Source organism: Stenotrophomonas sp. STEN020, from assembly GCF_056760195.1.
The window spans coordinates 27,426-45,118 of record NZ_JBRREI010000007.1 but is presented as its reverse complement, the minus strand read 5'-3'; the positions used below and the strand labels follow the sequence as shown (position 1 = coordinate 45,118).

12 protein-coding genes, 3 tRNA genes, 1 pseudogene and 1 riboswitch are annotated in these 17,693 nt (G+C 63.6%); of the genes and pseudogenes, 2 read left to right on the top strand and 14 right to left on the bottom strand.

Translation table 11 applies throughout. The features are described 5' to 3' along the window. Positions 1–5 precede the first annotated feature (5 nt). Positions 6–101, top strand: a riboswitch (TPP riboswitch). Between the two features lie 69 nt (positions 102–170). Together ACVOLZ_RS04735 and pnuC are read left to right on the top strand one after the other, a co-directional pair. Further along, positions 171–2,345: a TonB-dependent siderophore receptor gene (locus tag ACVOLZ_RS04735; RefSeq protein ID WP_481515260.1), complete on the top strand. Its 2,175-nt coding sequence runs from the start codon at positions 171–173 to the stop codon at positions 2,343–2,345. After that, complete coding sequence (gene pnuC / locus ACVOLZ_RS04730) at positions 2,342–2,938, top strand: nicotinamide riboside transporter PnuC (RefSeq protein WP_481515259.1); 597 nt, start codon at positions 2,342–2,344, stop codon at positions 2,936–2,938. Before ACVOLZ_RS04735 ends, pnuC begins: the two co-directional genes overlap by 4 nt. Positions 2,939–3,072: 134 nt before the next feature. On the opposite strand, the gene ACVOLZ_RS04725 is transcribed toward pnuC, so the two are convergent. From ACVOLZ_RS04725 to pnp, 14 genes and pseudogenes are all read right to left on the bottom strand, one after another. Further along, positions 3,073–3,148, bottom strand: a tRNA-Gly gene (locus tag ACVOLZ_RS04725). 57 nt (positions 3,149–3,205) lie between these two features. Beyond that, positions 3,206–3,281 (bottom strand) — tRNA-Gly (locus tag ACVOLZ_RS04720). 60 nt (positions 3,282–3,341) lie between these two features. After that, a tRNA-Gly gene (locus ACVOLZ_RS04715) sits at positions 3,342–3,417 on the bottom strand. A gap of 48 nt (positions 3,418–3,465) precedes the next feature. After that, on the bottom strand, positions 3,466–4,080 hold the full coding sequence (gene pgsA, locus ACVOLZ_RS04710; protein ID WP_481508907.1) for a CDP-diacylglycerol--glycerol-3-phosphate 3-phosphatidyltransferase: 615 nt from the start codon (positions 4,078–4,080) through the stop codon (positions 3,466–3,468). Between the two features lie 7 nt (positions 4,081–4,087). Continuing rightward, positions 4,088–5,935 carry an excinuclease ABC subunit UvrC gene (gene uvrC, locus ACVOLZ_RS04705; RefSeq protein WP_481515258.1) on the bottom strand — a complete coding sequence of 616 codons (1,848 nt, stop codon included), beginning with the start codon at positions 5,933–5,935 and terminating at the stop codon, positions 4,088–4,090. Next, positions 5,932–7,347 carry a hypothetical protein gene (locus tag ACVOLZ_RS04700; RefSeq protein WP_481515257.1) on the bottom strand — a complete coding sequence of 472 codons (1,416 nt, stop codon included), beginning with the start codon at positions 7,345–7,347 and terminating at the stop codon, positions 5,932–5,934. The genes uvrC and ACVOLZ_RS04700 overlap by 4 nt, the downstream gene beginning before the upstream one ends. Further along, entirely contained in the window at positions 7,344–7,835 is a 492-nt protein-coding gene (locus tag ACVOLZ_RS04695; RefSeq protein ID WP_481515256.1) for a low molecular weight protein-tyrosine-phosphatase, read from the bottom strand. The genes ACVOLZ_RS04700 and ACVOLZ_RS04695 overlap by 4 nt, the downstream gene beginning before the upstream one ends. Further along, positions 7,832–8,596 (bottom strand): 3-deoxy-manno-octulosonate cytidylyltransferase, encoded by a 765-nt coding sequence (gene kdsB, locus ACVOLZ_RS04690; RefSeq protein ID WP_481515277.1) that lies wholly within the window; start codon positions 8,594–8,596, stop codon positions 7,832–7,834. The genes ACVOLZ_RS04695 and kdsB overlap by 4 nt, the downstream gene beginning before the upstream one ends. Before the next feature lie 46 nt (positions 8,597–8,642). Next, complete coding sequence (lpxK, locus tag ACVOLZ_RS04685; protein ID WP_481515255.1) at positions 8,643–9,665, bottom strand: tetraacyldisaccharide 4'-kinase; 1,023 nt, start codon at positions 9,663–9,665, stop codon at positions 8,643–8,645. Next, a complete protein-coding gene (gene msbA / locus ACVOLZ_RS04680; RefSeq protein WP_481515254.1) occupies positions 9,665–11,410 on the bottom strand; it encodes a lipid A export permease/ATP-binding protein MsbA in 1,746 nt (581 codons plus the stop codon). Before msbA ends, lpxK begins: the two co-directional genes overlap by 1 nt. Continuing rightward, positions 11,407–11,829 (bottom strand): ExbD/TolR family protein, encoded by a 423-nt coding sequence (locus ACVOLZ_RS04675; RefSeq protein ID WP_481515253.1) that lies wholly within the window; start codon positions 11,827–11,829, stop codon positions 11,407–11,409. Before ACVOLZ_RS04675 ends, msbA begins: the two co-directional genes overlap by 4 nt. A gap of 4 nt (positions 11,830–11,833) precedes the next feature. Then, on the bottom strand, positions 11,834–12,496 hold the full coding sequence (locus ACVOLZ_RS04670) for a MotA/TolQ/ExbB proton channel family protein (protein ID WP_282270584.1): 663 nt from the start codon (positions 12,494–12,496) through the stop codon (positions 11,834–11,836). Beyond that, a pseudogene (locus tag ACVOLZ_RS04665) lies at positions 12,390–14,914 on the bottom strand (DNA internalization-related competence protein ComEC/Rec2); the annotation flags it as partial. The gene ACVOLZ_RS04670 and the pseudogene ACVOLZ_RS04665, both read right to left, overlap by 107 nt. A gap of 562 nt (positions 14,915–15,476) precedes the next feature. Further along, a complete protein-coding gene (gene pnp, locus ACVOLZ_RS04660; protein ID WP_481515252.1) occupies positions 15,477–17,585 on the bottom strand; it encodes a polyribonucleotide nucleotidyltransferase in 2,109 nt (702 codons plus the stop codon). Positions 17,586–17,693: the final 108 nt, after the last annotated feature.

The window sequence follows — 17,693 nt, the reverse complement described above, 5'->3', positions numbered from 1 at the left end:
ATGACGCCCTGAAGCGGGGGTGCCTGGATTTGCCAGGCTGAGAGAGTCCCTTGGAACCTGATCCGGTTTGCACCGGCGTAGGGAGCTTTGAGCAGCAGCCGCAGCGCCGTCATTGGCGCTGCGCATGCGCGCCTTCGCTTCGTCTCCCTTGTTGCCTGAAGACGAATCGAATGAACCGCTGCCTGCGCCCCACGTTGCTGTCTCTCGCCCTGAGCACCGCCCTGCCGCTGTACGCCAGCGACACCGGCCTTGATGCTGCTGCCGAACACTCCCCGACTGAACTGGCCGCCGTACGCGTGCAGGCCCGCCAACCCGACGCGGACAACTCCCGCGCCAACAGCTTTGGCAGCGGCGACTGGAAAAGCACGCCAGCATCGATGAACGTGCTGGACCGCGACTTCCTCGACCACCAACAGGTGCGCTCGCTGTCCGAGCTGGCCAGCAATGACGCCTCGCTGGGCGATGCCTACGCACCGGTCGGTTATTACCAGAACGTCGCCATCCGCGGCTTTGCGCTGGATACCGCCACGGGCTACCGCTTCAACGGCATGTCGATTGCCGGCGAGCAGCGCCTGGCGCTGGAGAACCTGCAGGCCGTGGAAGTACTCAAGGGCGAAGCCGGCCTCGCTGCCGGCGTGATGGCGCCGGGCGGCATCATCAACTACGTCGGCAAGCGTCCGGCGGAAGTGCGCACCGTCACCCTGGGCACCGACAACGAAGGCTCGCGCTATGCCGCCATCGACGTCGGCCACTGGCTGACCCCACGCATCGGCCTGCGCTTCAACGCCGCCTGGGACGACAGCGCGTCCTATATCGAACATGCCGATGGCCGCCGCAATTTCTACTCGCTGGCGACCGACTGGCTGATCGGCGAGCGCGGCAAGCTCGAAGTGGATGCCAACTACCAGACCAGCGCGCAGCGCTCGGCTTCCGGCTACCAGCTGCTGGGCGCGAGCAAATTGCCGACCGGCGTGGACCGTGAGCAATTGCTCGGCTATCAGCCGTGGCAGAAGCCAGTAGGCATCGCCAGCACCAATATCACCGCGCTGCACACCTACGATTTCAACGCCAATTGGCAGTCACGCGTTGCCGTCAGCCACAGCCGCACGGTGATCGACGACAACGTCGCCTTTGCCTATGGCTGCTACTACGCCGCGCAATGCGCCGATGGCAGCGTGCCCGGCAATTATTTCGCCCCCAACGGCGACTACGACATCTACGATTACCGCAGCCCGGACGACACCCGTCGCAATCAGGAACTGCGCGCCGAGCTGCGCGGCAGCTTCGACACCGGCAGCATCGGCCATCACCTGATCGTGGGTGCCGACCAGTTCCGCCGCACCGTCGACAAGCGCCGCAACGTCAACGAGTACGTCGGCACGGTCAACATCCACGACAAACAGCCACCGGTGTTCGAGCCCTCGCCGCTGATGCCGGGTGCGTCCGCACGTCGCCTGGACAGCCGCCAGACCGCCGTATTCGCGTTGGACCGCATCCAGCTCAATGAAGACTGGCAGTGGCTGGCCGGCGGCCGCTACGTGCGCCTGGACGAACGCGCCTACGACAAGCGTGGCAATCCAGAACGTCGTAGCCGCCTGTCGCGCTTCCTGCCGCAGACTGCGGTGATGTGGAAGGCCAGCGACAGCATCAATGCCTACGCCAGCTATGTCGAAGGCATCTCGCTGGGTCAAGAGGCACCGTTCTGGACTGCGAATGCCGACACCTTCCTGCCGGCAGTGCAATCGCGCCAGCTCGAAGTCGGTGTGAAGTATGCCAGCAGCGAGCAGTTGACCCTGGGCGCAGCACTGTTCCGCATCACCCAGCCGTACCAGTACGCTAAGCCCGACAACAGCGATGTCGGCTACACCTTTGTCGAGGAAGGAAAACAGGCGCACATCGGCCTGGAGCTGACCGCCAATGGTCAGCTCACCGATGCACTGCAGATCATCGCCAGCGCCAGCGTGCTGCAGGCGCGTGCGCGCGACACCGGCACGCCGAGCTACGAAGGCCACCAGCTGGTCAACGTACCCAAGCTGCGCACCAGCGTGCACCTGAGCTATGCACTGCCCTTCGTCGAAAACCTGGACCTGACCGGCGGCTGGCGCTATGCCTCGGCCAATACCGCGCGTGCTGATGGTGCAGTACGCGCACCGAGCTACAACGTGTTCGACGCCGGCCTGCGCTTCCAGCACCAGCTGCAAGGCCACGCAGTGAGCTGGAATCTGTCGGTAGACAACCTCTTCAACCGCTTCTACTGGCGCGACACCGGCAGCAGCATGGGCGATTACTACCTGTTCCCGGGTGCACCGCGGCAGGCGCGCGTATCGGTGAGCTTCGCGCTGTGAACAGCGCCACGCTCGAATGGTCGGCCGCGCTGTGCAGCATCCTCGGCGTCTGGCTGATGGCGCAACGGCGGATGATCGCCTGGCCGGTTGGCCTGTTGTCGGTTGCGCTGTACGCATTGGTGTTCGCCGAGGCCAAGTTGTATTCGGACACGCTGCTGCAGCTCGCCTTTGCCGTCTTCCTGATCTATGGCTGGATCAACTGGCGGCGCCACGCCATCGACGAAGGCAGCGTGCGCATCGTGCCCTTGTCACGCAGCAAGATGCTGCGCGACCTGGGCATTGGCCTGCTTGGCGGCATCGCACTCGGTGCCGGCATGCACAGCTTCACCGATGCATCGCTGCCGTGGCTGGACGCGATGCTGACCGGATTGAGCCTGGTCGCGCAGTGGTGGCAGGCACGTCGCCACACCGCCACCTGGTGGCTGTGGATCGTGGTCGACGTGGTGTACGTGGGCGCGTATCTGTTCAAGTCACTGCACGTGACGGCCGCGCTATACGTGTTCTTCCTCGGCTTGGCGGTGATCGGACTGCGCGCATGGAGTGCGGCTGCCAACTCACCTACTCCAGAGCCGGTGCCGCACGGCGCTCGCTGAGCGATCCCTCGCATTGCCACTGCTGCCGGCACCGGCAGCAGCTGGCTGAAGGCAAATTGCAGACAATAAAAAAGGCCCCGTCAGGGGCCTCCTTTTTACCTGCAGAAATCACAAGGACTCTGCCGGTCATTATCTGGAGCGGGAAACGAGACTCGAACTCGCGACCTCAACCTTGGCAAGGTTGCGCTCTACCAACTGAGCTATTCCCGCGGATTGAATGCAGCACCTGCGAAACAGAGCGCCAACATTCGAGATGTATTGCAAGACTGGAGCGGGAAACGAGACTCGAACTCGCGACCTCAACCTTGGCAAGGTTGCGCTCTACCAACTGAGCTATTCCCGCAGGCTTGCTACATCTATTTACTCATCGAAGCACGAATGAACATGACTCGATGCTTGAAACTGGAGCGGGAAACGAGACTCGAACTCGCGACCTCAACCTTGGCAAGGTTGCGCTCTACCAACTGAGCTATTCCCGCTTGGGAGGCGAAATTCTACATGCATTGGCCGCGGTGTCAACAGCCTGTTCACTTTTTCACTGCACTATTGCGCGCGGCTTTTTCGTCTTCACGCAGGCTCGGCCAGGCCGCACGCAGGTACTGCAGCGCAGACACCAGAGTCAGCAAAGCGGCGATGGCCAACATCCAGTCGCCAATGTGGAAAACCGGCTCGCCCATCCAGATGGTTTTGTACGAGGTATTGGGCGACACCGAGTACAGCAGGCACAGCAACGCCACCATCTGCGCGGTGGTCTTGACCTTGCCGATCATCGCCACCCGCACCTTGGCGCGCTGGCCGATCTCGGCCATCCACTCGCGCAACGCCGACACCGCGATTTCACGGCCGACGATCACCGCCGCCCAGAACGCCATCCACGGCGTCGGATGCCCCTGCACGATCAGGAACAGGGCCACCGCCACCATCAACTTGTCCGCCACCGGGTCCAGGAACGCACCGAACGCCGAATGCTGCTCGTACTTGCGCGCAACCCAGCCGTCCAGCCAATCGGTGATCGCCGCCAAGCCGAAAATCGCCGCCGAGGCGAAATTGGTCCAGGCGTAGGGCAGGTAGAACACCAGCACCAGCACCGGGATCATCAAGATCCGCAGCAGTGTCAGCCAGGTGGGGATGGTCAATTTCATTACAGCATTACTCCGCCGCCGGATCGGGTACCGACAGACCATGAAGGTTAGCGTAGATACGTGCAGCGAGGGCGGCATTGATGCCTTCCACGCGGGCGATTTCGGCCTCGCCTGCCGCCTTCAAACCGGCGATGCCACCGAAATGCTTGAGCAGGCTGGCGCGCCGACGCGGGCCGATACCGGGAATATCTTCGAGTTTGCTGGTCATGCGCACCTTCTGCCGACGCCCGCGGTGACCGGTAATGGCAAAGCGATGGGCCTCGTCACGCACCTGCTGGATGAACTGCAGGGCCGGGGACGCCGCGCCGGGGCGCAGCTCACGGCCATCAGGCAGCACCAGCGCTTCGTGGCCGGCGCGGCGCTCCACGCCTTTGGCCACGCCTACCAGCATCACCCCTTCCACACCGAGGTCAGCCAGCGCCGCCTGTGCCTGCGCCAACTGTCCGGCACCGCCGTCGATCAGCAATACATCCGGCAACACCCCGCCCTCTTCTACCGCGCGACGGAAGCGCCGGTCGATGGCCTGGCGCATGGCGGCGTAATCGTCACCCGGCTCGATGCCACTGATGTTGTAGCGCCGGTACTGCGCGCGCACCGGGCCGGCGGCATCGAACACCACGCATGAGGCCACCGTGGCCTCACCCATGGTGTGACTGATATCGAAGCACTCCACGCGCTTGACCGGCTCGGCCAGCCCCAGCATCTCGCGCACGGCTTCGCTGCGCGCCTGCTGCGCACCGACGCTGTCCATCTCGGCAACCAGGGTGATCTGCGCGTTGCGACTGGCCAATTCCACGTACCCGGCGCGTTCGCCACGCACATTCCACTTCAGCGCCACCTTGCGCTCGGCCGACGCGCTCAGCGCAGCCTCGATCATCTCCGCGTCCGGAATCTGCCGATCCAACAACACTTCCGCCGGCGGCTCATGTTCGACGTAATACTGCGAGACAAACGCCGCCAACACTTCTTCGGCACTGTCTTCGCCATTGGTGCGCGGGAAGAACGCGCGCGTACCCAGATTGCGGCCATCGCGGAATGCCAGCAGCATCACGCAGGCGCTGGCGCCCTGGGTTGCACAGGCCAGCACGTCAAGATCGGCTGCGCGCCCGTCCACGTACTGGCGGTTCTGCATGCTGCGCAACGAAGCCACCAGATCACGCAGCCGCGCGGCACGCTCGAATTCCAGTGCATCGCTGGCCTGCTGCATCGCCTGCATCAGTTCTTCGGCGAGCTGATCGCTCCTGCCTTCCAGAAACATCGCTGCGCGCCGCACCGACTCGTCGTATTCGGCCTGTGGCACCAACTCCACGCACGGCGCGCTGCAACGGCCGATCTGGTACTGCAGGCAGGGCCGCGAACGATTACGGAACACGCTGTCCTCGCAGCTGCGCAGCTTGAACAGCTTGTGCATCAAATTCAGCGTTTCGCGCACCGCGCCGACGCCCGGATACGGCCCGTAATAGCGTCCGGGCAGCGCACGCGGACCGCGATGCAAAGCAATCCGCGGCCATTGCTCGCGGGTCAGCAGCACCTGCGGATAGGTTTTGTCGTCACGCAGCGAGACGTTGTAACGCGGGTTCAGCGACTTGATCAGCTGGTTTTCCAGCAGCAGCGCTTCAGCCTCGGTGCGGGTGACGGTGACATCCATCCGCGCCACCTGAGACAGCATCATCATGATGCGCCGGCTCTTCGGCGAGCCATTGAAGTAGCTGCCTACGCGTTTGCGCAGCGCACCGGCCTTGCCCACGTACAACAAGGTGTCGTCGGCAGCGTACATCCGGTACACACCTGGCGCGGTACTCAGTGCCGCAGCGAAGGCCTTGCCATCGAATTCATTGGCAACTACGGCGGTCATCCTTCAATCGGCACTTCACTCAGTTCGCCGCTGAGTGGATCAAAACGCAGCACTGCGTGTGCGTCGGCTTCGGCAATCCAGATCGCGCCTGCAGCCACCGCCAACGCAGCCGGGCCATGCAGACGACGCGGCAGATTGACCGTGGACAGATCACCACCGCCCAGGCGCAGGGTGCGCAGCGAGCCATTGCCGGCATCGGCAATCCACAACAGCGGTGAATCCGGCCCCATTGCCAAGGCCAACGGATACTGCAGACGTGCACGCAGGCGTGGGCCATCAACATTGCCCGACTCCCACGGCCCCTGCCCGACCAAGGTCTGCACCAGGTCGCCACGCAGCTGCACCGAACGAATCGCCGAACCCAGCGCGTCGCAGACGTACAACGCCTGCTGGACCGCAACCAGACTGCAGGGCTGCGCAAATGCGGCCAGATGGCCACTGCCATCGCGCACTTCCACCGCGCCGGCACCGGCACGCCAGCGCAGCTCGCGCGTGCCCAGGTCATAGCTCCAGATGTGGTTGTCACCGGCCATCGCGATATGGATCTGGTTATCCGCCACCGCAACTGCCGCAGGGTGATTGAGCGGGCTGTCCCAAGGCTGGGCCAGCACACCGGCGCGCGGGTCACCGGCACGGCCATTGCCGCACAAGGTATCCACCTGCCCGCTGATCAGATTGATGCTGCGCAAGGCGTGGTTGCCGGTATCGGCCACGTACAGGATCTCGCGCACCAAAGCCAAGCCCTGCGGGCGGTTGAACGCCGCCTCGCCGGTGCCGCCATTGATCAGATCGGCGCTGCCCAGGCCGAACTGACGCAGAACGCGGCCGTTATGGGTGCACTCGAGAATTCGATGGTGACCGGTGTCGGCCACGTACAGGCGATCTGCGGTAGCCACCAGTCCGGCCGGAAACAGCAGCGGGAGGCGCGGCTCGGCGTTGATTTCACGGATGCCGTAGGCATCATCGTCCAACGGGCGTGTCATGCCTTCGCCCAGACTGTTCAAGGCCCGCTCCAAGTCACCGGTCGCGCCCACCAGCCGCTCCTGTTCCTGCCCATAGGCATCGAGCATCAGCAGGGTTGGCCAGGACTGTACGTCGAACCGGCGCCAGGCATCCCACTGCGCGTCCAGCACGATGGGGGCACTGATGCCCTGCCGGCGCAGCAGCTTCAGCGCTTGCTGCGGTTCACGCTCGAACTCGAAACGCGGCACCTGCACCACCAGCAGCTGCACCTTGCCAGGGTTGCGTGCCTGCCAGCGCATGACCTCGGCCAGCCGCTGCATGCACCACACCGAGGCGCCATTGACGAAGGCCAGCACCAGCGGGCGGCCGCGCATGTCCTGCAGGGTCGCAGGCGCTGCGTTCAGCCAGATGCCAGACGTGGGCAGTTCCGTTACGCGGGTTTCGTTCATGCTGGGATTATGCCGGAGTCATCGCGCCGCGACAGGCGGCGCACTGTGGCCTGGGCCGCAGTATCGAGCAGTGCCCAGCTGTGCTCGAAATCTCCCACGTCACCGTAATAGGGATCCGGCACCACATCCGCTCCATCAGTGCCCGCCCACGGCAGCCACAACACCGCGCGCGCTTCGAAGCCGGCCGGGGCCAGCTCCCGGGCGTCACGCAGATTGTCGCTATCCGCGCACAGGATCAGGTCGTACTCCTCGAAATCCTCGACCAGCAGCTGACGGGCGCGTTGAGCGGAGATGTCCACGCCGTGTTGGCGGGCACAGGCAACGGCACGTGGATCCGGACCGCGCCCGGCATGCCAATGGCCCGAGGTGCCGGCCGAATCAACCTGCACCCAGTTGTTCAACCCCGCCTCGGCAATCCGCATGCGCAAAACCCCTTCGCCCATCGGTGAGCGGCAGATATTGCCCAGGCAGACCACCAGCAGCTTCATTGCCCCGCCCTCATCTGCGCCTCGGCGCGATGCAGATCTTCCGGGGTGTCGATTCCCGGCGGGAACGGCGCCGGCGACAAGGCCACCGCGATACGGAAACCAGCTTCCAGCACCCGCAGCTGCTCCAGCGATTCGATCTGCTCCAGATTGCCCGGCGGCATGGCGGCAAACTGCTGCAGGAAACCGGCCCGGTAGCCGTAGATACCGATATGCCGCAGCCACTGCCCCGCCGGCAGCACATCGCGGCTGGTGGCGAAACCATCGCGATGCCAGGGAATCGGCGCGCGGCTGAAGTACAGGGCATCGCCCTGCGCAGTCCGCACCAGTTTGACCACATTGGGATCAAACAAGGTTGGAGCATCCTCCACCAACGTCGCCAGTGTCGACATCGGCGCGCCACTGTCAGCAAGCGTCTTCGCCACCGCCTGGATTCCCACAGCCGGAGCAAACGGCTCGTCGCCCTGCAGGTTGACCACGATCACATCGTCGGCCCAACCGGCCTGACGGGCGCATTCGGCCAAGCGGTCGGTACCGGAGGCATGCGCCGGGTCCGTCATCGCCACATGGATGTCGGGCAATCCAGCCACCGCTTCTGCAATCCGCACGTCATCGGTGGCCACCCACACCTCGCGAGCACCCGCGTCCAAGGCCCGACGCGCCACATGCAGCACCATTGGTTCCCCGGCGATCAGCGCCAAGGGCTTGCCGGGCAAGCGCGTGGATGCATAACGGGCCGGAATGGCCACCACGAATTCGGGAATCCTGCTCATCTCAACTCCTTACCAACACACGCAACAACGGCCTGTCTCAGCCGCGGGAAAGCTTACCCAGGCGATCCAGCAAGGCCACCCAGAACGCAGCCGGCAACTCGGCCTGCAACGGCACCGAGTAGTGCCACGCCGTGGCGAAGCCCTGGCATTTGACCGCGTCCTTCTCGGTCATCAGTACCGGCAATTCGCTGCCGAAGGACAAGTCTTGCGGCGTGTAGCGATGATGATCGGCAAAGGCATGCGGCACCACGCCGATATCGCGGCTGCGCAACATCTGGAAAAACCGCTGCGGATTGGCGATGCCGGCCACCGCGTGCACGCGCAGCCCGGCAAATGCCTTCAAGGGTTTGTCACGGCCGCCCTTCAGCGGCCGCGCCGAATTGATCGACAGGCGCATCGCCCACTCGCCAAAGCCGGAATCTTCCGTCTGAGTGGACGCATCACTGGTCTGTCCGAGATTGACCACGCGGAAGTCGCAATGCGCTGCGCGCGACACCGGTTCGCGCAGCGGCCCGGCCGGCAACAACCGACCATTGCCGTAGCGCCGCACCGCATCCACCACTTCGATCTCGATATCCCGCGCCAGCCGGTAGTGCTGCAGGCCGTCATCGCAGACCACCACATCACAGCCGGCTTCCAGCAAAGCCTTGGCCGCGGCGACCCGATCCTTGTCCACCCGCACCGGCACGCCGCTCTTCCAGGCGATCAGCACCGGCTCATCACCGCCCAGACCCACGTCCATATCTGCGGTCACCCAGCGCGCCGTATCAGCCTCATCGCGGCCGTAACCGCGACTGGCGACACCGGGTTTCCAGCCTGCTTCGCGCAGGCGGTTCACCAGCTCGATGGTCAGCGGGGTCTTGCCGGTACCGCCAGCAGTGATATTGCCGACCACGATCACCGGCAGCGGTACCTGCCGGGTACGCATCCAGCCACGTCGGTACAGGCTGCGGCGCAGGCCGGTTACTGCGCCATACAGTGGCGCCACCAGTCGTGCCAGCAGCGGCACCGGTGCGTCGCCATACCAGTAGGCCGGCGTTTGCGGTCCTAGCTTGGCCATCATTCCTGCCTATCGCGGAACTGCATGCTATGCAGGTGTTCGTACAGACCGCCCATCGCCAGCAGTTCAGCATGGGTTCCCCGCTCGACAATGCGCCCCTGATCCATCACCAACACCTGATCGGCGTGCTCGATGGTGGACAGGCGATGCGCGATGACCAGCGTAGTGCGGTCTGGCATCAACTTCTGCAGTGCGTCCTGCACCAGCCGCTCGGATTCGTTGTCCAGTGCAGCGGTAGCTTCGTCCAGGATCAGGATAGGCGCGTCCTTGAGCATTGCGCGGGCAATCGCCAAGCGCTGACGCTGGCCACCGGACAGGCGACCGCCCTTTGCCCCAACCGGCGCATCAATACCCTGCGGCAGCTGCTCAACGAACTCGCTGGCGTTTGCGCCATCGATTGCCCGCTGCAACTGCTCGGCGCTGCGCTCCTGCAGCTCACCATAGGCGACGTTCTCGGCAATGCTGCCATTGAACAAGGTGACCTGCTGTCCAACCAGGGCGATCTGCCGACGCAGATCGGCCAGCTTGTAGTCCTGCAACGGGTGGCCATCGAGCAGGATTTCGCCCGCCTCGATCTCATAGAAACGTGGAATCAGCTTGATCAGGGTCGACTTGCCACTGCCGGAGCGGCCAACGATGGCGGTTACCGTGCCCGGGTTGGCAACGAAGCTGATGTCTTCCAGCGCCGGCCTGGTCTGCCCCGCATAACGGGCAGTGACATGGCGGAACTCCAACAGGCCCTTGGCGCGCTGGAGCGACAGATTGCCCCTATCCACTTCGTCTTTAGCGTCAAGCACATGGAACAGGCGCTGCGCCGAGGCAATGCCGCGCTGGGTCATGTTCTGTACGTTGGTCAGCTGCTTGAGCGCCGGAATGATCGCCAGCATCGCCATCAGCAAGCCGACAAAGTCGCCCACCGTCAAACGCCCGGCAGCTGCTTCGTGGCCAGCGATGAGCAACAGCGCAGCCAAGCCGACCGCACCGATCAACTGCACCATGCTGGAAGAAATGCTGCGCGTAGCCTCAACTTTCATCGCCAGCCGCAGATTGGTATTGGCCAACCCGGTATAGCGATCCAACTCAGCCGGCTGCGCACCGAATATTTTCACTTCCTGATGGCTGGACAGGGCCTGATCGGCTGCCTGCAGCAGATCAGCACCGCTCTCCTGGATACGATGACTGATGCGCCGGTAGCGCTTGGCCACGATATTCATCACCCAGGCCAATGGTGGCGCCAGCACGAAGATCGCGAGCGTCACCTGCCAGCTGTAGTACAGCATCACTGCGAGGGAACCCAGCGCCTGCAGTGATTGCTGCAGCACCACCTTCATCGCATCAATCGCGGCCTGTGCCACTTGATCACTGTCCGAGCCCAATCGCACCAGCATCGACGGCACCGGCTCGGAGTCGAAACGCTGCCCTGGCAGCCGCAGGTACTTACCCAGCACCAATACCCGGAAATCACGGGCGATGCTGCGCGCGGCCTTGCCCATGCCCATGTCGGTCAGGTAACCGGCCACACCACGCAGCAGGAACAAACCAATGACGGCCAACGGCATCCACTGGTTGATGTCCTTCGGGTTCACCAGGCTATTGGTGATCGGGCTCATCAAGATCAGGAAGCCGCTGCCTGCACCAGCCTCGATCAACATGCCCAGGCCCGCCATCAACAACAGCGGCCGATAGGGCTTGGCGAAGCTCAACAAGCGCTTGTATATCTTCCAAGCCGAGTCGTTATCACTCATCGTTTGGCTTCCGGTGCGGTTGCAATCGCGATCCGGCGAAAGCCGAGTTGACCCAAGGCGTCCTGCGCGGTGACCACGGCTTGATAGGGCGTGCGTGCATCAGCGCGCAGCAATACTGTCTGTTCGCGATCGGCACCGGCCAACTGCGCGATGATCTGCTTCAGCGACTCAATGTCGGTGCGCAGCACTTCCTGATCGTTGACGAAGTAGCGGCCATCGGCGTTGACCAGCACGCTCAGCGAACTCTGCGGAGAACTGGTCTTCTGGTCGCTGGCCGTGGGCAACTGCACCTGCAGCGTCGAGCGCGCATCAAAGGTGGTGGTGACCACGAAGAAGATGATCAGCACCAGGATCACATCGATCAAGGGCACCAGATCGATATGTGGCTCATCCTGGGTGCTATTGCTACCAATCCGCATGGGCTCAGGCCTTCTCGGTTGCCGCCGGGCGCGGCGCAGCAGCTTTGCTGGCGGCCATTACCGCTGGGCGACCATCAAGTGCATCCAGCAACGCGCTGGCTTCCTGCTCCATCTCGATCACATAGCCATCAATCAGGCCACGGAAGTAACGATGGAACATCAAGGCCGGGATCGCCACCATCATGCCGGTTGCGGTACACACCAAAGCCTTGCCGATGCCGCCAGCGAGCTGCCCGACATCGCCAACGCCGTGATCAAGAATACCCAGGAACATCTGGATCATGCCGACCACCGTGCCCAACAAGCCCAGCAACGGGCCGGCCGAAGCGATGGTGCCAAGTGCATTGAGGAAACGGCCCATCCTGTGCACCAGGTGGCGACCAGTGTCTTCGATGCGCTCACGGATCTGGTCACGCGGGCGGTTGCGCGCCTCAAGCGCGGCCGCCAGCAACGCGCCCAACGGCGAGTTGGCGCGCAGGGAGTCAATATGTGAGGCATCCAGCTTGCCGCGCGCGGCCCAGTTGCGGACCTCCTGGCCCAGACCCGGCGGCAGCACCTCGTTGCGGCGCAGGCTCCAGAAACGCTCCAGGACGATCGCCAGCGCCAGCACGCCCAACAACAGCAACGGCACCATCGGCCATCCGCCGGCTTTGACCAATTCCCACACGTTTCAACCCTCCGGCGCCGTGGCCGTGTATTTGATGTCAGATAGGATAGCAGCCGCCCGCACCCGCTCAGCGGCATCCCATAGCCTTGAACGCCAGATTCTGCGCTCACGCAGCTGTAAACCCTCCTTGCCCAGCCAGACGTGCAGCGCCCCGCTCCCTGCCGTGGTCAGCACCTCGGCCCCTGAACGCTGCCAGCGCGCCACCACATCATGCCGAGGGTGGCCGAAACGGTTGCCATGGCCGCTGGAAATCAGCGCCAGGCGTGCGTCGGTCGCTGCCACAAAAGCATGACTGGAAGAGCCGCCGCTGCCATGGTGCGCCACCAGCACCACCTCCGCGCGCACTTTTACCGGCGCTTGCTTGAGCAGGCGCTGCTCGATCACCTCGCCGATGTCGCCAGTCAACAACGCGGCCCCGTAAGCGCCCTGTACCCGCAACACGCAACTGGACTCATTGCCCAGATACGGAAACTCCGGCGTGGGGTGCAGAAACTCAAACAGCACCCCATCCCATTGCCATGCCTGACCTGCCTCGCAGCTAGATTCGGCACCCGCGCCCAAGGCCAGTCCTGGCGGCATCAATACCTGCGCAGGAGGCAGGACGCCCTGCACCGCCGGCAACCCGCCAGCATGATCATGATCGCCATGACTGACCACCAGCCGGTCCAGACGAGGCACGCCCAAGGCACGCAATGCAGGCACCACCACCCGGTCGCCGGCATCAAAGCCGTCAGCTACCGCCGGTCCGGTGTCGAACAGCAGTGTGTACTGACGGGTACGCAGCAGCACTGCCAAACCCTGCCCTACATCCAGCGTGACCAACTCGAACTCGCCGAACCCTGGCCTGTCGCGCGATGGCAGGCATAGCGGCAACCACAGCAGGACCGCCAGGCACTTGCCCGGAACCCCTGCCGGCAGCAACAGCCACACTGCGCCGAGCAGCGCCATAGGCAAGGCGAACCACACCGGCTCGGGCAGCCACCACAATGAATAGCGAGCACTACCCAGCAGCTGGAACAACGGCCAGCTCAGATCGAAGCACCATGCCGAGGCCCGCCAGACCAAGCCGCCCGCACCACTGCAGATCGCCTCCAGTGCCGTACCGATAAGCGCCAGCGGCACCACCACCAGACTCCACCAGGGAATTGCGACCAGATTGGCCAGCGGACCGATCGCCGAGGCTTGGCCGAACAGCATCACGGTCAGCGGCAACAGGCCCAGCGTCGCAACGCGCTGCGCCGACAAAAACCCGCGCAGCCAATGTGTGCGCTCGGGAAGGCACCACAGCAACCATGCAACTCCGGCAAAGCTGAGCCAGAAACCCGCAGTCAGCACCGACAACGGCGCCAGCCACAGCACAGCCAAGGCCGCCAGCGCCAATGCGCCGGCCACATCAACCGGTCTGCGGCCAAGCCGTGCCAGCACCACCACCGCAACCATCAGCACGGTGCGCACCGTTGGCAAGCCGAACCCAGCGACTGCCGCGTACGTCGTGGCCCCGAGCAGCGCACCAATGGCAACAGCTTGCGGACGCGGACAATAGCGGCCGCACCAAGGCAGCAGGCGCCAGAGCCCTGCCACCAACCACGCTGCAAACAGTGCAACCATGCCGACGTGAAAACCCGAGATGGCTATCAGATGGGTCAAGCCGGTTGCGCGCAGCACCTGCCAGTCGCCTTCGCCTAGACCGCGTGTATCGCCCAGCGCCAAAGCCTGTACATAACGCGAGGATGCAGCCGGCACTTGCACCGCGATTCTTGCCGCCATGCGTTCACGCCACGCGCCAAGGCCAGCAGCTGTCGATAGCAGCTGCGGCGCGGGCGACTGACGGACAATACCGCTGGCAGCGAAGCCTTGCGCCAGAGCATGTCGCTCCGCGTCAAAGCCACCTGGATTGACCAATCCCCGTGGTGCACGCAAACGCAGGTTCAATTGCCAACGTTCGCCCGCATGCACCTGCATTCGTGGACCAGATTCTGTCGCACCGAAGTCGTCGTACCAGGCGACCTGCACCACGCGCCCGCGCAGGTCGGCAGGGACATCCGTCCTGGTGTCTACGCTTAGTTGAAAGCGGGTACGACGGATCTCGTGCTGGGGAAGGCTGCTTACAACGCCTGTCACAGTGATTTCCCGGGCCTCCCTGTGCGCTGCCAGCTGCTGATCCAAGCCCCAGCCTGCATGCAGGCAAGTCCAGCCCAAGCCGGCCAGCAACGCACCCAGCCAGCGCCAGCGCGGTGTTGCCAGCCAAAACAGCACTCCCGCCAATAGTGCGGCCCAGCGCAACCATACGGGAGGTAACGTCGGCGCCAGGACTGCCATGCAGATACCGGACAGAAAGCAGGCAGCTACGGCCTTTCCGGAAAACGCGATGATTGAGTGATGTTGAATCGCACTACCCGCACTTCGCTGAGCTGCCATATCCGCCCCCATTTACACCTTGAGGAATGCTGGCAGGCGCGTGTTCGCACGCCATCGGCAGGAGCAGGTGATGGCGGATCAGGGATAACGGGTAGCAACTGTAGAGCGCAGCCATGCTGCGCTGGGTCAGGCCCGCAACAGCCTTGTAGGAGCGGCATCGGCCGCGAAGCCGATAGTCGATCAGATTGCAGGCACGGCCTGCGTTTCACTGCTGTCAGCTTCGCGGCTGATGCCGCTCCTACAAAACCTGATGGATTGTCGGGAATGCCTCTGCCGAGCATGGCTCGGCACTACGGGTGCTCGCACGCCATGCCATGTGGGAGCGGCATCAGCCGCGAAGCTGGCAGTAACGAAACTTCGGTGATGCCCGCGATCTGGTCGGCTCGCGGCTTCGCGGCTTATGCCGCTCCTGCAAAACCTGACGGATCACCGGGACGGCGTCTGCCGAGCATGGCTCGGCACTACAGGAGGAGGGATGGCGGGCCGTCCAACTGCTGTTTTCCGGGCAAAAGAAAAGCGGGCACATGGCCCGCTTTTCTCTCAGCGATACAACACCGCAGCCTTATTCGGCCGGGGTGCCCTCGCCTTCTTCAACGGCCTTCATCGACAGGCGGATACGGCCCTGCTTGTCGACTTCCAGCACCTTGACCTTGACCAGATCGCCTTCCTTCAACACGTCGCCAACCTTCTCGACGCGGTCGCTGGAGATCTGCGACACGTGGACCAGTCCGTCCTTGCCCGGCAGGATGGTGACGAATGCACCGAAGTCCATGATCTTGGCGACCTTGCCTTCGTAGATGCGGCCCGGCTCGACGTCCGAGGTGATCTGCTCGATGCGGGCTTTGGCGGCCTGGGCAGCGGCATTGTTCACCGAAGCGATGGTGATGGTGCCATCGTCCTGGATGTCGATCTGGGTGCCGGTTTCCTTGGTGATGGCCTGGATGGTGGAACCACCCTTGCCGATCACTTCGCGGATCTTGTCCGGGTGGATCTTGATGGTCAGCAGACGCGGCGCGTAATCCGACAGCTCGGCACGCGGGGTGGTCAGGCCATGGGCCATTTCACCCAGGATGTGCAGACGGCCAGCCTTGGCCTGCTGCAGTGCCTGCTTCATGATCTCTTCGGTGATGCCTTCGATCTTGATATCCATCTGCAGGGCGGAGATGCCCTCGGCGGTACCAGCGACCTTGAAGTCCATGTCGCCCAGGTGATCTTCGTCACCCAGGATGTCGGACAGGACGACGAAACGCTCGCCTTCCTTGACCAGACCCATGGCGATACCTGCAACCGGCGACTTGACCGGCACGCCGGCGTCCATCAGGGCCAGCGAGGAACCGCAGACCGAAGCCATCGACGAGGAGCCGTTGGACTCAGTGATTTCCGACACCACGCGAATGGTGTACGGGAAGGCTTCCAGCGACGGCATCACAGCCAGCACGCCGCGCTTGGCCAGACGGCCGTGGCCGATTTCGCGACGCTTCGGCGCACCGAAACGACCGCACTCACCGACCGAGTAGGGCGGGAAGTTGTAATGGAACAGGAAGTTTTCCTTGTACTCACCAGCAACGGCGTCGATCACCTGGCCATCACGGGCGGTGCCCAAGGTGATGGTCACGATGGCCTGCGTTTCACCGCGGGTGAACAGCGAGGAACCGTGGGTACGCGGCAGCACGCCGGTCTTCACGGCGATCGGGCGGACGGTGTCCAGCGCACGGCCGTCGATGCGGACCTTGGTGTCCAACACCGAGTTACGCATGGTGCTGTATTCCAGCTCGCCGAATTCCTTCGACAGCTCGGCCGAGTTCCAACCTTCAGCGGCAACACGGCCAGCCAGGGTCTCAACCACGTCCTTCTTGATCGCCGAGATGGCGTCACGACGCTGCAGCTTGTCACGCACCTGGAAGGCTTCGCCGAGCTTGCCGCCGACGGCTTCCTGCAGGGCGCTGATCAGCGCGGTGTTCTTGGCCGGGGCAACCCAGTCGCTCGGCTTGGTGCCGGCTTCAACGGTCAGTTCGTTGATCGCGTTGATGACCTTCTGCATTTCGCGGTGACCGAAGGTCACGGCGCCCAGCATCACGTCTTCGGACAGCAGTGCGGCTTCGGATTCCACCATCAGCACGGCATTGGCGGTACCAGCGACCACCAGCTCCAGCTGCGATTCCTTCAGCTCCGACACGGTCGGGTTGAGGATGTACTCGCCATCCTTGTAACCCACCTTGGCGGCGGCGATCGGGCCCTTGAACGGGGTACCGGCCAGCGACAGCGCGGCCGAGGCACCGATCAGCGCGGCGATATCACCGTCAACGTCCGGGTTCAGCGACATCACCGTGGCGATGATCTGCACTTCGTTCTTGTAGTCTTCCGGGAACAGCGGACGGATCGGGCGATCGATCAGGCGCGAAATCAGCGTCTCTTTTTCGGTCGCACGGCCTTCACGCTTGAAGAAGCCACCCGGGATACGGCCACCGGCGTAGAACTTTTCCTGGTAATCAACGGTCAGCGGGAAGAAGTCCTGGCCTTCGCGCGCGCTCTTGGCGGCGACGGCAGTGACCAGCAACACGGTGTCGTCCATCTTGACGATGACTGCGCCGCCGGCCTGACGGGCGACTTCGCCGGTTTCAAGCGTGACGGTGTGTTTGCCGTACTGGAAGGTTTTGGTGATTTTTGCCACGGGGGATCCTTGAAATGCTTTCTTCGATTGGTCCGTTGCCAACCCATGCCGGCAACGGCTGGCCGGGCGGTTCCGGCCGGTCTACTACGATTTTGAAGCTCTTAAAAC

What these genes read in the sequence shown, in the direction of transcription:
- lpxK (WP_481515255.1), bottom strand. Translation starts at nt 9,665, where the DNA reads ATGGCCAAGCTAGGACCGCAAACGCCGGCCTACTGGTATGGCGACGCA.
- msbA (WP_481515254.1), bottom strand. Translation starts at nt 11,410, where the DNA reads ATGAGTGATAACGACTCGGCTTGGAAGATATACAAGCGCTTGTTGAGC.
- ACVOLZ_RS04695 (WP_481515256.1), bottom strand. Translation starts at nt 7,835, where the DNA reads ATGAAGCTGCTGGTGGTCTGCCTGGGCAATATCTGCCGCTCACCGATG.
- pgsA (WP_481508907.1), bottom strand. Translation starts at nt 4,080, where the DNA reads ATGAAATTGACCATCCCCACCTGGCTGACACTGCTGCGGATCTTGATG.
- ACVOLZ_RS04675 (WP_481515253.1), bottom strand. Translation starts at nt 11,829, where the DNA reads ATGCGGATTGGTAGCAATAGCACCCAGGATGAGCCACATATCGATCTG.
- uvrC (WP_481515258.1), bottom strand. Translation starts at nt 5,935, where the DNA reads ATGACCGCCGTAGTTGCCAATGAATTCGATGGCAAGGCCTTCGCTGCG.
- ACVOLZ_RS04735 (WP_481515260.1), top strand. Translation starts at nt 171, where the DNA reads ATGAACCGCTGCCTGCGCCCCACGTTGCTGTCTCTCGCCCTGAGCACC.
- ACVOLZ_RS04700 (WP_481515257.1), bottom strand. Translation starts at nt 7,347, where the DNA reads ATGAACGAAACCCGCGTAACGGAACTGCCCACGTCTGGCATCTGGCTG.